At 66.2% G+C, this 14465-nt stretch carries 17 protein-coding genes and 1 tRNA gene; 10 read left to right on the forward strand and 8 right to left on the reverse strand.

Translation table 11 applies throughout. The features are described from left to right. The first annotated feature begins 27 nt into the window (after nt 1–27). The 7 genes from NFE57_RS13280 (at nt 28) to NFE57_RS13310 (ending at nt 6054) form a co-directional block, all read left to right on the forward strand. Nucleotides 28–486 (forward strand): RrF2 family transcriptional regulator, encoded by a 459-nt coding sequence (locus NFE57_RS13280; RefSeq protein WP_252136068.1) that lies wholly within the window; start codon nt 28–30, stop codon nt 484–486. Between the two features lie 71 nt (nt 487–557). Next, a complete protein-coding gene (locus NFE57_RS13285) occupies nt 558–1640 on the forward strand; it encodes a sulfate ABC transporter substrate-binding protein (protein WP_252136069.1) in 1083 nt (360 codons plus the stop codon). A gap of 6 nt (nt 1641–1646) precedes the next feature. Then, entirely contained in the window at nt 1647–2534 is an 888-nt protein-coding gene (gene cysT / locus NFE57_RS13290) for a sulfate ABC transporter permease subunit CysT (protein WP_252136070.1), read from the forward strand. Beyond that, nucleotides 2531–3364: a sulfate ABC transporter permease subunit CysW gene (cysW, locus tag NFE57_RS13295; RefSeq protein ID WP_252136071.1), complete on the forward strand. Its 834-nt coding sequence runs from the start codon at nt 2531–2533 to the stop codon at nt 3362–3364. Before cysT ends, cysW begins: the two co-directional genes overlap by 4 nt. After that, a complete protein-coding gene (locus NFE57_RS13300; protein ID WP_252136072.1) occupies nt 3361–4419 on the forward strand; it encodes a sulfate/molybdate ABC transporter ATP-binding protein in 1059 nt (352 codons plus the stop codon). The genes cysW and NFE57_RS13300 overlap by 4 nt, the downstream gene beginning before the upstream one ends. Continuing rightward, nucleotides 4416–4595 (forward strand): YezD family protein, encoded by a 180-nt coding sequence (locus NFE57_RS13305; protein ID WP_252136073.1) that lies wholly within the window; start codon nt 4416–4418, stop codon nt 4593–4595. Before NFE57_RS13300 ends, NFE57_RS13305 begins: the two co-directional genes overlap by 4 nt. A 58-nt stretch (nt 4596–4653) precedes the next feature. Further along, nucleotides 4654–6054 (forward strand): alginate export family protein, encoded by a 1401-nt coding sequence (locus NFE57_RS13310; RefSeq protein ID WP_252136074.1) that lies wholly within the window; start codon nt 4654–4656, stop codon nt 6052–6054. 106 nt (nt 6055–6160) lie between these two features. Here the strand turns inward: NFE57_RS13310 and NFE57_RS13315 are convergent, their stop codons facing one another. Further along, nucleotides 6161–7894, reverse strand: coding sequence for a hypothetical protein (locus NFE57_RS13315; RefSeq protein WP_252136075.1), 1734 nt, complete (start codon nt 7892–7894; stop codon nt 6161–6163). 270 nt (nt 7895–8164) lie between these two features. Then, nucleotides 8165–8240: transfer RNA gene (locus tag NFE57_RS13320), tRNA-Ala, on the reverse strand. A 175-nt stretch (nt 8241–8415) separates the two neighbouring features. On the opposite strand from NFE57_RS13320, the gene NFE57_RS13325 reads away from it, so the two are divergent. Further along, a complete protein-coding gene (locus NFE57_RS13325) occupies nt 8416–9402 on the forward strand; it encodes an NADP-dependent oxidoreductase (protein ID WP_286207832.1) in 987 nt (328 codons plus the stop codon). A 19-nt stretch (nt 9403–9421) separates the two neighbouring features. Here the strand turns inward: NFE57_RS13325 and NFE57_RS16795 are convergent, their stop codons facing one another. From NFE57_RS16795 to NFE57_RS13350, 5 genes are all read right to left on the reverse strand, one after another. Next, nucleotides 9422–10105 (reverse strand): GNAT family N-acetyltransferase, encoded by a 684-nt coding sequence (locus tag NFE57_RS16795; RefSeq protein ID WP_252136076.1) that lies wholly within the window; start codon nt 10103–10105, stop codon nt 9422–9424. 209 nt (nt 10106–10314) lie between these two features. Continuing rightward, nucleotides 10315–10854: a 30S ribosomal protein S9 gene (rpsI, locus tag NFE57_RS13335; RefSeq protein ID WP_252136077.1), complete on the reverse strand. Its 540-nt coding sequence runs from the start codon at nt 10852–10854 to the stop codon at nt 10315–10317. Continuing rightward, nucleotides 10854–11333 carry a 50S ribosomal protein L13 gene (rplM, locus tag NFE57_RS13340; RefSeq protein ID WP_252136078.1) on the reverse strand — a complete coding sequence of 160 codons (480 nt, stop codon included), beginning with the start codon at nt 11331–11333 and terminating at the stop codon, nt 10854–10856. The genes rpsI and rplM overlap by 1 nt, the downstream gene beginning before the upstream one ends. 175 nt (nt 11334–11508) lie before the next feature. Then, nucleotides 11509–11826 carry a divalent-cation tolerance protein CutA gene (gene cutA / locus NFE57_RS13345; RefSeq protein ID WP_252136079.1) on the reverse strand — a complete coding sequence of 106 codons (318 nt, stop codon included), beginning with the start codon at nt 11824–11826 and terminating at the stop codon, nt 11509–11511. Beyond that, a complete protein-coding gene (locus NFE57_RS13350; protein ID WP_252136080.1) occupies nt 11823–12857 on the reverse strand; it encodes a COX15/CtaA family protein in 1035 nt (344 codons plus the stop codon). Before NFE57_RS13350 ends, cutA begins: the two co-directional genes overlap by 4 nt. Before the next feature lie 133 nt (nt 12858–12990). Between NFE57_RS13350 and NFE57_RS13355 the strand changes: the two genes are divergently transcribed. After that, nucleotides 12991–13377: a MerC domain-containing protein gene (locus tag NFE57_RS13355; RefSeq protein ID WP_252136081.1), complete on the forward strand. Its 387-nt coding sequence runs from the start codon at nt 12991–12993 to the stop codon at nt 13375–13377. A gap of 82 nt (nt 13378–13459) precedes the next feature. Next, nucleotides 13460–13933 (forward strand): Fur family transcriptional regulator, encoded by a 474-nt coding sequence (locus NFE57_RS13360; protein ID WP_252136082.1) that lies wholly within the window; start codon nt 13460–13462, stop codon nt 13931–13933. Here NFE57_RS13360 and NFE57_RS13365 read toward each other — a convergent pair. After that, nucleotides 13930–14463, reverse strand: coding sequence for a GNAT family N-acetyltransferase (locus tag NFE57_RS13365; protein WP_252136083.1), 534 nt, complete (start codon nt 14461–14463; stop codon nt 13930–13932). The two genes, NFE57_RS13360 and NFE57_RS13365, sit on opposite strands and share 4 nt — an antisense overlap. Between the last annotated feature and the right edge of the window lie 2 nt (nt 14464–14465).

A 14465-nucleotide genomic window follows, 5' to 3' on the forward strand; every position in this document is an offset into this window, starting at 1 on the left:
CCCTATGACTGCACTAGGATTTGTTTCATGATCTCCAACAAGGCTCGCTATGCGTTTCGGGCGCTGCTCGCGATTGCCGAGATGCCCGATGGCCAGCCGTTGGCGAGTGCCGAGATCGCGACGCGCCACGCCATTCCACACAAATTCCTCGAACAGATCCTCGTCGATCTCAGAAATGCCGGGCTGCTCGAAAGCCGGCGCGGGAAGCATGGCGGCTATGTGATGCTGCGCCCTGCCGATACGATCAGTTTCGGTGAAGTTCTGCGGTTGTTCGAGGGGCCGCTGGCGCCGTTGCCGTGCCTGTCGCGCCAGGCCTATCGGCGGTGCGAGGATTGCGTGAACGAGCAGGCGTGCGACATCCGGCGCGAATTCGGCCGCGCCTATGACGCGTATCGGTCGATTCTCGACAGCCGCACGCTCGGCGACGCACTGGGGCATGGCGAGGACCAGCGCCAGGACGATAGAAGCGCAAGCCGAAGCGGTTGAAAGCGAAACTTCAGTTGCTTTAGCCTACTACACAGGTAGGCTATAAGGGCTTTGTAGCTCTGGAGGCACTGATGACCGATCGCGACCACCGCCTTTCGACCGATACGGCGATATTGGGACGGCGCTGGTTCGGTGCGGCGCTGGGGGCGATCGCCCTCGTCGCGGTGGCCGGGTGCGGCTCGGGGACGGCGCCGCAAAACGCCGCGGGGGCCGCTGCCACGGTCGCATTGCTCAACGTGTCGTACGATCCCACGCGCGAGCTTTACAAGGACATCAATGCCGCCTTTGCCGCGCGGTGGAAGGCCGAGCACGATCAGGACGTGACGATCAACATGAGCCACGGCGGCTCGGGCAAGCAATCGCGCGCGGTGATCGACGGGCTCGAGGCCGATGTCGTCACGCTGGCGCTGGCCTATGATGTTGATGCGATCGCCCAGCACGGCAATGTGCTTGCCAGGGATTGGGAACAGCGCCTGCCCGACAGCAGCGCGCCCTACACCTCGACGATCGTGTTCCTCGTCCGCAAGGGCAATCCCAAGGGCATCCGTGACTGGGGCGATCTGGTGAAGCCCGGCGTGCAGGTCATCACCCCCAATCCCAAGACGAGCGGCGGCGCGCGCTGGAATTTCCTCGCGGCCTGGGCTTACGGCCGCAAGGCGGGCGGGTCGGACGCGGCGGCGCAGAAATATGTCAGCGATCTCTTTGCCCATGTGCCGGTGCTCGATTCGGGCGCGCGCGGATCGACCACGACCTTCGTCGAGCGCGGCATCGGCGACGTGCTGCTGGCCTGGGAGAATGAGGCGTTTCTGGCGCAGAAGGAGTTGGGCGCGGGCAAGTTCGACATCGTCGTGCCCTCGATCTCGATCCTTGCCGAGCCGTCGGTCGCGCTGGTCGACGCCAATACGACCAAGCACGGCACGACCGCGGTTGCGCAAGCCTATCTCAAATTCCTCTACACCCCCGAAGCACAGGAACTGATCGCCAAAAACTATTATCGTCCGCGCAACCCGGACGTCGCGGCCAAATATGCCGGCACCTTCCCGAAGCTCGATCTGGTGACGATCAAGGATTTCGGCGGCTGGCAGCAGGCCCAGACGATTTATTTCGCGGACGGCGGGGTGTTCGATCGTATCTTCTCCGGCATCAAGCGTTGAGCTCCCATGCAGGTGGCGGAGATGGCGATCGGCATGGGTGACGAGCGGCTTTGGCGGCGCTCGTCACCCAAACCCAGAATGCGCCGCGTGATCCCCGGCTTCGGGATCACGCTGGGGTTCACGATGATCTGGCTGTCGCTGATCGTCCTGATTCCGTTGAGCGCGATCTTCATCCGGGCTGCGGGGCTGGGATGGGACGATTTCGTGGCGGTCGGGCTCTCGACGCGCGCGCTCAAGGCGTATCAATTGAGCTTTGGTGCGGCGCTGGCGGCGGCGGCGATCAATGCCGTGTTCGGGATGCTCGTCGCCTGGGTGCTGGTGCGGCAGGATTTTCCCGGCAAGCGCATCGTCAACGCGCTGGTCGATCTGCCGTTCGCGCTGCCGACCGCGGTCGCCGGGATCGCGCTGACCGCGCTTTATGCCGAGAGCGGCTGGTTCGGCGGGCTGCTCGCGCCGCTCGGGATCAAGGTGGCGTTCACGCCCGTAGGCGTGGTGGTGGCGTTGATCTTCATCGGGTTGCCGTTCGTGGTGCGCTCGGTCGAGCCGGTGCTGGCGGACCTCGGCCACGATGTCGAGGAAGCCGCCGCAACGTTGGGCGCGAGCGGGTGGCAGACCTTCCACCGCATCATCCTGCCCGCGATCGGCCCCGCGCTGCTCACCGGCTTCGCGCTCGCCTTCGCGCGCGGGGTGGGCGAATATGGCTCGCTGATCTTCATCGCGGGCAACATGCCATATCGCAGCGAGATCGCGCCGCTGCTGATCGTCACCCAACTCGAACAGTTCGATTATGCCGGCGCGACCGCGATCGCCGCGGTGATGCTGGTCGGCTCGTTCGCGCTGCTGCTGCTGATCAACCTGATCCAGGTCTGGTCGCGCAAGCGGGGCGTGGCATGACGCGCGGCGCCGTCTCGACCCCGCTGGGGCGCGCGGTGTTGCTCGCCATTGCGCTCGCCTTTCTGGGGGTGTTCCTGGTCGCGCCGCTGGTGGCGGTGTTCGTCGAGGCCTTGTCCAAGGGCTTTGCCGCCTATACCGCCGCGTTGGTCGAGCGCGATGCGCTGTCGGCGGTGCGGCTGACCTTGCTGGTCGCGGCGATCAGCGTGCCGCTCAACATCATCTTCGGACTGGCCGCGAGCTGGGCGATCGCCAAGTTCGACTTTCGCGGCAAGAGCCTGCTGATCACGCTGATCGACCTGCCGTTCTCGGTTTCGCCGGTGGTCTCGGGGCTGATCTACGTGCTGCTGTTCGGCGCGCAGGGCTGGTTCGGCCCGTGGCTGCGCGCGCATGATGTCGAGATCATCTTCGCCGTCCCCGGCATCGTGCTGGCGACGATGTTCATCACCTTTCCCTTCGTCGCGCGCGAGCTGATCCCGCTGATGCAGGAACAGGGGCGCGACGACGAGGAGGCCGCGTTGTCGCTGGGGGCGAGCGGGTGGCAGACCTTTCGCCGCGTGACCTTGCCCAACATCCGCTGGGGGCTGCTCTACGGCGTATTGCTGTGCAACGCGCGGGCGATGGGCGAATTCGGTGCGGTGTCGGTCGTCTCGGGCCATATTCGCGGCAAGACCAACACGATGCCGCTCCATGTCGAGATTCTCTACAACGAATATAATTTCGTTGCCGCGTTCGCGGTGGCGTCGCTGCTGGCGCTGCTCGCGCTGGTTACGCTGACGCTCAAGAGCATCCTCGAATGGCGCTACGGCATCCATGGAAGGGCAGGACAATGAGCATCAGGCTGGCCGACATCTCGAAGCGGTTCGGCGCGTTCACCGCGTTGACCGACATCAACCTCACCGCACGGCCGGGCGAGTTTCTCGCGCTGCTGGGGCCCTCGGGGTCGGGCAAGACGACCTTGCTGCGGATCATCGCGGGGCTCGAATTTCCCGAGCGCGGGACGGTCCATTTCGAGGGCACGGATATTACCGGGCTGAGCGTCGCCGAGCGGCGGATCGGCTTCGTGTTCCAGCAATATGCGTTGTTCAAGCACATGACGGTGGCCGAGAATGTCGGCTTCGGCCTGTCGGTCAGGCCACGCCGCGAGCGGCCGTCGCGCCACGCGATCCGCGCGCGGGCGCAGGAATTGCTCGATCTCGTGCAACTGGGCGATCTGGGCAGGCGGCTGCCGGCGCAGCTTTCGGGCGGGCAGCGGCAACGCGTGGCGCTGGCACGCGCGCTGGCGGTCGATCCGACCCTGCTGCTGCTCGACGAGCCGTTCGGTGCGCTCGACGCCAAGGTGCGCAAGGAATTGCGCCATTGGCTGCGCGGCTTTCACGATCGTGTCGGGCTGACCTCGATCTTCGTGACCCACGATCAGGAGGAAGCGCTGGAGGTTGCCGACCGCGTCGTCGTGATGAGCAACGGCGCGATCGAACAGGTCGGCACCCCCGCCGAGGTCTATGACACGCCCGCCAATGCCTTCGTGTTCGACTTTGTTGGCGAATCGAACCGCATCCCGGTGACGGCCGTCGACGGCAAGGTGATCTTCCACGGCGTCGCGCTCGACGTCGATACCGCGCGCGCGCGCGGCCCGGCCGAATTGTTCTTCCGGCCGCACGATGCGCGGATCGGCAGCGCCCACGAGGCCGGGATCGACGCCATCGTCGCGCTTGTCCGCCCGCGCGAAGGGCGGGTCCGTGTCGAGAGCGCGATCGCAGGGGTCGCCGGGCCGATCGAGCTTGATGTCGCGCCCGAGGCGGCGCCGACACCCGGACAGGCGATCCGCATCGTGCCGACACGCGCGCGCGTGTTTCCTTTGTCGCTTGCCGAGGAACGGGCCGCATGAGCGTAGCGCCGCAGCGCCTCGCCGTCGCGAACGCCGACGATGCGCAGATCGAACGCGCGGTCACGGCGGTGCGCGACGCGCTGCGCCGGCTGCGCTTCGGCTGCGTCGCGCTCACCGTTCACGACGGTCAGGTGACCCAGATCGAGATCAGCGAGAAGCATCGTTTGGGCAATTGACCACCATCCCTGATGCCGACCGGACCACCGGAGGCGTCGCGATCCACCCGGAGGATTTATGATCGCACGCCCCGTTTTGATATTTGCCCTGCTCGCGTCGGCGAGTGCTGCCGTGCCCGCCTGGGCGCAGGACAAGCAGGCAAAGAAAGACGCGCCCTTCACGCTTCAGCAGGCGCTGGGCGATCCCGACAATCTGACCATTTCGGGCAGCGTTCGCCTTCGCTACGAGGCGGTCGATAACCAGTTCCGCCCGGCCGCCGACCGATCGGGCGACGATTTCCTGATCCGCACGACGCTTGCGGTCGATTATGATGCGGGCCCGGTCAGGATCGGCGGCGAATTATGGGACAGCCGCGCTTATGGCCTCGATCCGAATAGTCCGATCGGTGCCAGCGACGTCAACGCGGTCGAACTGGTCCAGGCCTATGTCGGGCTGAGCGCCGGCGACGCGTTGGGCGCGGGATCGAAGACGCGCGTCACCGGCGGCCGGTTCCTGCTCGATCTGGGATCGCGGCGGTTCGTCGGCATCAACAATTTCGGCAACACGACCAATGCCTTCACCGGCGTGCGCGCCGATTTTCAGGCGGCTGACAAGACGAGCGTCACGCTGTTCTACACCCTGCCGCAGGTCCATCTGCCGAGCGATGCGGCCAGCGTGCGTCGCAACCGTGTCGAATGGGATCGCGAGAGCGGCGATCTGCGCTTCTGGGGCGGGTTCGTCAGCAAGCCCGACCTTGCGTCGGGCCTGTCCGCGGAAGTCTATGTGTTCGGGCTCGACGAGCGCGATCGGCCCGACCTCGCCACCACCAACCGTCATCTGGTTACGCCGGGCCTGCGGCTCTATCGCGATCCCGAGCCCGGCCGCTGGGATTACGAGGTCGAAGGCGCCTATCAGATTGGTCGCGTGCGGACGAGCACGGCTGCCAACGCCCCCGAGGCGGATGTTTCGGCTTATTTCGTCCATGCCGAATTGGGGCGTCAATTCGCCGGTGGCTGGAAACCGCGCGTGGCGCTCGAATATGATCGCGCCAGCGGCGATGGCAGCAACCCCAAGACCTATCATCGCTTCGATTCGCTATTCGGCCCGCGCCGCGGCGATTGGGGGCCAAGCGGGCTGTACGGGGCGCTGGGGCGCAGCAACATCAGCTCGCCCGGCATCCGGCTCGACGTCACCCCGGACAAGACATGGGATGCGTTCGTCTTCTATCGCGCGCTGTGGCTCGACAGCGCGGTCGACAGCTTCGCGAGCACCGGGATCAAGGATGCAAGCGGGCAATCGGGCCGTTTTGCCGGGCATCAGATCGAGGCGCGGGTGCGCCGGTGGATCATACCCAAATTGTTGCGGCTCGATACCGGGGCCGCGGTGCTGATCAACGGCGGCTTTCTCCAGAATGCCCCCAACCCGGCGGGGCGGGGCGATCCGGTGTACGGCTATCTCGACCTGACGGCGACCTTCTGATCGGGGCGGCGGCCCTCACGCGGACGCGCGGTGGCGGCGCAGGTGCCGGGCGTAGAGCGCCGCGCCGTAGCCGGGTTCGTGGCGCGGCTCGATCTGTAGCGCACCATCAGCCGCCGGCTTTCCAGCCGTCGAGATAGATGACCGGGCACAAGGTGGCGCCGCCGCCGGCAAGGATGGCCATGAAGGTGCAGGCGCGGGCATCGGTGACATAGGCGCGATCGCCATTGGCGGGCGATGCGGGCAGCGTTGCCACGGTATAGCCCGACGTACCGATCGCCGGCGCGGTCGTCCTGGTGTCGAAGATCGTCGCCGAATCGAACATCGCGGCGACCTGCGTGCCGTTGACCTTGAATTGCAGCACGCCCGGCCCGGCTTGGTCGAGCACGGTGAAGCCGCCCTGCTTGGTGTTGCTCAGGAAGAAATTGCCGCCGGGATCGGCGTTGAGGTTGGTCGTATGCGCCGCCGAGGTGAGCGCCAGCGTCGCGGCGCCCGAGGGATTGCGTGTGGTGACCGAGGAGGAAAAGGTCGGCGCGTTGGTCAGCGCGACGGTGTCGTTGGTCCAGCGCGCGGCGAAGGCGGTCGAGCCGGGTGCCATGAATCGGGAGGCGTCGGCGTTGATGTTGGGGTTGATCGCGACGAAGCTGCCCGTCGACGCATCGACGCCGTGGCCGTAATTGGAATAAGCGTAGGTGCCGCCGAGGCTGGTGTTGCGCACCGCGTTGAAGCTGTCGATCTTGTAGCAGGTCGCGACGATCTCGCAGTCGGGCGAGATGAAGGTGTTGCCGTACGAATAGGTGTCGGTGAGGTGGACGAAGTTCCAGCCGCTCGAGCCGCCGATCTTGTAGCTGGTGAACGCCGATTGCTTGATGCGGTAGATATCATTGGGCACGTTGATGACGGCGGTGACCGGCGCTGAGAACCCGGTGCCGCGGCCGCCGACGCTGGCGGCGGGGATCGTCACGACATCGCCGACATTATAGATGACGCCGCCCGAGGTGATTTTGACGCTCGTCACCGCACCACGCGTGACGGTGACCTCGGCCTTTGCAAGCGATCCCTGGACCGAGCCGGTCAGCGGCACATCGACATAGGTGCCGTCGACATAGCCGCTGCCGCCGGTGATCTTGCCCAGCGTGGCGATCCGGCCCGGCGAGGCGCCGGTCGAGCCATTGGCATAGACATAGCCCGAGAAGACCGCGTTGAACTCGTAGGCGGTGCTGCCCGCGGTAGCGTTGGCATTCTGCACCGACAGGCGCCAGAGCGTGAATTCGTTGATCTGGTCCGCATAATCGGGCCGGCCGATCGTGACGCACGGCCCGGCATAATTGCAGCGGAACGACAGCCCGCTGAGATAGGCATAGGTCGCGCTGACAGGTTCCGCGGGGGTGCCGCCCGATGCCTGGAGAAGGAAGGGCAGGCCGTCGGTATAGCTGCTGTCGAAAATCGTCTGGCCGGGGGATTCGGAATAGACGGTGAGCCCGGTGGTGAGGTTGCCGGCCTGTTCAAAGACGATCGGGCCGCTGATCCGGTAGAGGCCGGGCATGGCGCGGCACGCGCGATGCTCGGCAACGCACGCCGCGAGCCAGTTCTGCACCGCTTGCGTGACGTCGAGCGTCTTGGTGCCGGCGATCACGTCCGCCACCTGTTCGGCGGTCATATAATTAGCGACGTCGATCGGTGCATTCGGCCGGGTGCCGAGCGTGTCACCGGGGGGCAACGGTGCGACATTGTCGTCGACCATGACGAGCGGTCGTTTTTGCTCCGCCAGGGCTGGCGCGGCAACCGCGAGCGCGGCGGTGAGCAAAAAGGCGAAGGGCATCCCCCTCAATTGGTTCGCCATCGTCTTCCTCCCCATTGTCACGCGCAGCCGGGATTACCCCGGTCCGATTTGGTGGGTGTCATATGTGATACGATGTGTCAATTATGAAACACATCCTCCGCGCGTACCGAAGGGGCCGCCGGAAAGCGTTGCGGAGTTTCAAGCACTATGAGCGGCGCGGCACGACCGAAATCGCGACCGCGGAGCGTGCTGATTTGTGGGGGTAGGCTTAGCGTGCCGTGGTGGCGGTCATCTCTCGTGGGGCGGGCAATCAGGTGCGATTGGCCTGATTGGTGGAGCCGAGGGGAATCGAACCCCTGACCTCTGCAGTGCGATTGCAGCGCTCTCCCATCTGAGCTACGGCCCCGCCCCTCACGTGCCCCGGTTGGGCCGGGGACGCACGCCTGTAGCTTCATGTGCCGGGCGATGCAACACGCCTTCTGCGATGATTGTGCCGATGCGCCGATCGGCACGGTCAACCAAGTTGCACAATGCAACTAATGGGCCTAGATCAGAGACGAAATATGAGCAGGAGAGAGCCGATGGCGACCGCGTGGGCATTGAAATCGCGACCGCAGGGAATGCCGGTCATGGCGGATTTCGAATCGATCGATCTGCCGCAGCGCGCGCTGGCCGAGGGCGAGGTTCGCGTTGCCAATCGCTGGCTGTCGGTCGACCCGTACATGCGCGGGCGGATGAACGACGTGAAGAGCTACGTTCCGCCCTATGCGCTGGGTGAAGCGATGCAGGGCGGCGCGGTGGGCGAGGTGATCGAGAGTCGCGCCGAGGGGCTCGCCGTTGGCGATCGCGTGCTCCACATCGAAGGCTGGCGCGACGAAGCGATCGTGCCTGCTGCCGGCATCCAGAAGCTGCCGCAACTCGGGGTTCCCGATCAGGCGTTTCTCGGCCAGCTCGGGATGCCGGGAATGACCGCCTATTTCGGGCTGCTCGCGGTTGCCGAGGCCAAGGCGGGCGATACCGTGTTCGTCTCCGCCGCCGCGGGGGCGGTGGGCTCCACCGTGGTGCAGGTCGCCAAGGCCAAGGGGATGACGGTGATCGGCTCGGCGGGCGGCGCGGAGAAATGCGCCTGGGTCAAATCGCTCGGGGCCGATGCGGTGGTCGATTACAAGGCCGGGAATCTCGTGAAGGCGCTCGGCGCCGCGGCGCCGCGGGGCATCGACGTCTATTTCGACAATGTCGGCGGCGATCATCTCGATGCCGCGCTGGCGGTGGCGAACGAGCGCGCGCGCTTTGCGCTGTGCGGCATGATCGAAATCTATAACGACATGCGGCCGACCGAATTGCGCTATCTTGCGCGCGCGATCGGCGCCCGCATCCGGATGCAGGGCTTTATCGTCGTCGATTATTTCGCGCGGATGGACGAATTCTACGCCGACATGGCAGGGCTGCTCCAGGCGGGCAAGCTCCACGCGCGTGAGACCGTTCATGACGGGCTGGCGGCGATGCCGGGGGCGTTTCTGGACCTGTTCAGCGGCGGCAATACCGGCAAGATGCTCGTCCGCGTCTGAGGGCGAAGCCGCGCATCGTTCAGGGGCGTGGCGGTGCGATCGCCATGCTCGTATATTGCGCGAGCGGCTTCCAGCCGAGCGCGGTGTAGAGCGCGCGACCGGGTTCGGTCGCGACCAGCAGTCCGCGCCGGGCGCCGCGCGCGACCGCCGCGTGGTCGAGCGCGGCCACCAGCGCGCGGCCGATCCCCAGGCGACGGTGGTCCTCATGCGTGGCGATGCGATCGTAGATCGCCGCGCGGTCGATAACGACGACATGGCCGGTCGCGATGACGCTGTCGTCGGCGGCGAGCACGCATATGCTATCGATGCCCTCCGCCGTCTCGCGTTCGAGCCGATAGCCATCGGGCAGCGGGATCGCCTCGGGCGCAATGTCGTCGCGCTGCATGAAGGTGCCCGGCGGATCGAGGCGCCAGCGGCGCGGCACCAGCACGCGCACCGTTTCCGGCGGCGCGCAGACCTTGAGGCAGATGCCGGGCAGCCGGATGTCCTCCGCCAGCCGGGTCAGCGTCGCCGATACCGCGGGGAAGACATAGCGCGTGCGCTGATCGGGCGCGCCGACTTCGATGCGGAAGCCGTCGCGGTGCCGTTCGGGTGGCGGTGTGCCACGGATGCGCGCCCATCCGCTGACCCAGGTTTCGACGAGATGAGGGGGAGCGCCGGCCATATCGGGGCCGTATCGTTCGTGGCGAGCGTAAGCAACCACCGCGATCGTGGGTTATAGTAGGCCGCACCGGCCCGCTCCCCCACCCCACCTCCCAAGTCATTATACTGCATGGGAGGTGGGGTGGGGGAGCGGGCCGGTGCGGTTTCCACGTAAGCGGAATGAATTCCGACGCGAACAATGCGGCCGCGACGGGATAAAAAAGGGCGGCGCCGCTGCCGGCACCGCCCCATTTTTCCAAAGCCTTGGGTTTAGCGCTTCGAGAACTGGAAGCTGCGACGCGCCTTGGCGCGGCCGTACTTCTTGCGCTCGACGGTGCGGCTGTCGCGGGTCAGGAAGCCCGCCGCCTTGACCGGGGCGCGCAGCGCCGGCTCGTAGCGGGCCAGCGCCTGGCTGATGCCGTGCTTGACCGCGCCGGCCTGCCCCGAAAGCCCGCCGCCCTTGACGGTGCAGATCACGTCATACTGGCCCTGCCGTGCCGCCACGTCGAACGGCTGGTTGATGACGAGACGCAGCGTCGGCCGCGCGAAATAGACTTCCTGGTCGCGACCGTTGATCACGATCTTGCCCGAACCCGGCTTGAGCCAGACGCGGGCAACCGCATCCTTGCGGCGGCCGGTGGCATAGGCGCGGCCCTGCTTGTCGATCTCCTGCTCGCGCAGGGGTGTGACCGGCTGGGCAGCGACGGGGGCGGGCGCCTCGGCAGCGGCAGCGGCGTCAGCCGTGGGCTGCTGTGCCTGGTCGCCCGCAATGGCGCCCAGATCGGAAAGCGATTGACGATTGTCGGACATTATTTGCCCACCTTGTTCTTGCGATTCATGCTCGCGATATCGAGCACTTCGGGGTTCTGCGCGACGTGCGGATGCTCGGTCCCGGCATAGATGCGCAGGTTGCGCATCTGCTGGCGGCCCAGCGGCCCGCGCGGAATCATGCGCTCGATCGCCTTTTCGAGCACGCGCTCGGGGAAGCGGCCCTCGAGGACCTTCCCGGCGGTGATGCTCTTGATCCCGCCTGCATAACCGGTGTGCCGGTAATAGACCTTGTCGGCGAGCTTGTTGCCGGTGAAGCGCACCTTGTCCGCATTGATGACGATGACATTGTCACCGCAATCGACATGGGGGGTGAAGCTCACCTTGTGCTTGCCGCGCAGGACATTGGCGATGATCGTCGCCGCGCGTCCGACCACCAGGCCGTCGGCATCGACGATATGCCATTTTTTATCCACCTCATGCGGCTTGGCCGACTTGGTGGTCTTCATCAGCGCCTTCATGGGGCCTAGACCTCTTGCTTGAAATAACGCACGCCGCCCGGCAGGGACGGCGCGAACGGGCGGCCTATTGCGGGCCGGACATCGAAAGTCAAGCGTGCGTGCGGGTTAGCGCGCGGGTATTGGAATACCATGAGGTCGGTGTGCGCGGGTTTAGGCCCGTGCTTCACCCAAGAAATCAGGCGTGGGTGGCGTCGTCGATCCACTGCGCGACGGCATCGTCGACCGCCACCGGCCAGCGTTCGATCACCGGCAAATCGTAGCTGTGGAGCGCGGCGATCCGGGTGGCGAGCATCGCCGCGAGCGCGATCGTCGTCGTGAAGGTCGCGGTGACTTCTTCGGCGGTATCGACCGCGCCGTTCCAGCGGAAGATCGCGGTGCAGGGACGGTCGATCGTGACGCAGGCGGCGATACGCTGGTCGATCATCAGGCGTGCGATCCGATCGGCCTCGTCGGCGCCGCCGAAGGTGACGCGAACGAGCGCGATGTCGGTCAAGCGCGCCGCCCGATCGCGTGCGCGGCGCTGACGGTGGCAATCAACAGCAGCGCGGCGTTCGCCTGATGCGCGACCGCGATGTCGATCGCGACCCCGCTCAGCAGCGTCGCGACGCCGAGCGCGATCTGCAGCACGACCAGCCCGAGCACTGCCGCGCCCGACAGCCGCGCACCCGCCGCGCGCGCCTTGAGCGCGAGGAGGAGAAGCGCGGCGGCCGCGACAAAGGCGAGCCAGCGGTGGATGAACTGGACCACGACCGGGTTGTCGATCGTGTTGGTCCAGGCCGGATCGAGCATCGGTACGCCCGCAGGGAACAGGCTGTCGCCCATCAGCGGCCAGCTTGCAAAGGCATAGCCGGCGCTGAGCCCGGCGGTGAAGGCGCCGTAGATGATCTGCGCGAACAGCAGCAACAGCGCGACGATCGCGATCGGGCGCAGCGCGGCGGGGCGGGTGAGGCGGTTCGCGTTGAACGCCATCAGATCGAGCGCGGTCCAGACGATGCCGGCGAGAATCACGAGCGCGGTGACGAGGTGCACCGCAAGCCGGATATGGCTGACGTCGGTGCGGACCGACAGGCCCGAGGTCACCATCCACCAGCCGATCGCGCCCTGCAGCCCGCCCAGCGCCAGCAACCCGACGAGCCGCCAGCTATAGCCCGCGGGAATACGGTTGCGGAGCCAGAAATAGAGCAACGGCAACGCGAAGGCGAGGCCGATCACCCGTGCGAGTACACGGTGGATATATTCCCAGAAGAAGATCGTCTTGAACCCGTCCAGCGTCATGCCGTGGTTGAGTTCGATATATTCGGGAATGCGTTTGTAATTCTCGAACTCGGCGACCCATTGCGCGTGGGTGAGCGGTGGAATGATACCGCTGATCGGTTTCCATTCGGTGATCGACAGCCCCGATTCGGTGAGCCGGGTGATGCCGCCGACGATCACCATCAGAACGATCAGCGCGGCGACCGCGAACAACCAGGTAGCAAGCGCGCGCGGGCGCGACTCGGCGACGGCGGAGGACATTTGGAGCATAATGTGGGGTGGCCTAGCCGCTTTGGCGCGCGGCGTCATGGCCGTTCGTTGAGGCTGTTCGTCCCAGCTCGGCCCAACACGTTCTCAAAATGTTATATTGTAACGTCACCGGCATCGTGCCATATCGCCCGCGATGACTCAGGTAGCGCGCTCCTGGACGCAGTGGCTGTCCTTGCACATCGATCGGCTGGCGATCGGTTTGTCGGGGCTGTGCGTTGTCCATTGCATCGCAAGCGCGGTGTTGCTGGCGTTGCTCGCGTCGGCGGGCGGCATGCTGCTCGATCCGATCTATCATGAAGTCGGGCTGTCGCTCGCGATCGGGTTGGGCGTGATCGCGCTGGGCCGCGGCGCGCTGATCCATGGCTATATGATGCCGCTGGCGATCGGATCGCTGGGGCTCGGCATGATGGCAGGCGCGCTGACGCTGCCGCATGACGGCGGGATGGAAGCGATCTGGACGATCATCGGCGTCGGCGTGCTGGCGCTGGGCCACGACCTCAATCGCCGCGCGGTGATCTGAGCCGCTGGCCCCGGTCGGCCTGCCCAGGGCGGTCGCGCCGCTTCGGCTTGTCGTGGGCGCCGCGACTCCCTAGCTTCAGCCCATGGTTGGGCATGATCATCATGAGCATCATGGCGCGGCGCTGGCCAAGGCGGCGCAGGCGACGCTCGAACGTTCGGGCGAGCAATGGACCGCGATGCGCGCGCAGATTTTCGATGCGCTGGCCGGGTTCGACAAACCCGCCAGCGCCTATGACATCGCCGAGGCGGTATCGAAAGCCCAAGGACGGCGCGTCGCCGCGAACAGCGTCTATCGCATCCTCGACCTGTTCGTGACGACGAATCTGGTGCTGCGCGTCGAAAGTGCGAATGCCTTTATCGCCAACGCGCACCCCGGATGCCTGCACGATTGTATCTTCCTGGTGTGTGATCTGTGTGGGCAGACGACGCATATCGACGACGATTCGGTGACCGCAGGTGTACGCCACGCGGCCGAAGCGGCGGGATTCCTGCCGGTGCGCCCGGTTATCGAAGTGCGCGGCAAATGTGCGGATTGCACCAAGGCCGATCGGTCCTAGGCCAGGACCTTTCCCATCCTGACCAGCGGCACGGCGATGCCGTCGATCGGCGAGGCGGTGGTGCGTTCGATCACCGCGTAGCCGCAGGCGCGGTAGAGCGGTTCGCCCGCCAGCGTCGCCATCATTTCGGCCCGGGCGAATCCGGCGGCGCGCGCCTCGGCCTCGCAGCGGGCGAGGATCGCGCGGCCGACGCCACGGCGGGGGAAACCGGGATCGGTGAACATCGCGCGGATTCGCGCGGGCTCGCGTGCCGGATCGAGGAGGCGCGCGTCGCGCAGCCCGGTCGAATGGTCGCCGCCATAAAGCGTGGCGCGCCGGCTCCAGCCCCCACAGCCGGCGATCGTGCCGTCGATGATCGCGAGCCAATAGGTGCGGTCGGCAATCAGCGTGGTATCGAGCCCCATCACCGCCCGGCTCGCCGCGATTTCGGCGGGCGACAGGAAGGCCTGCTGAAGGATCGCGATCGAGCGCGCCATCACCGCGCGGATCGCGGCAATATCCTTATCGTCGGCGAGGCGGAGCGCGATCATCT

This window comes from Hephaestia sp. MAHUQ-44, from assembly GCF_023806085.1.
Lineage (GTDB): Bacteria > Pseudomonadota > Alphaproteobacteria > Sphingomonadales > Sphingomonadaceae > Sphingomonas.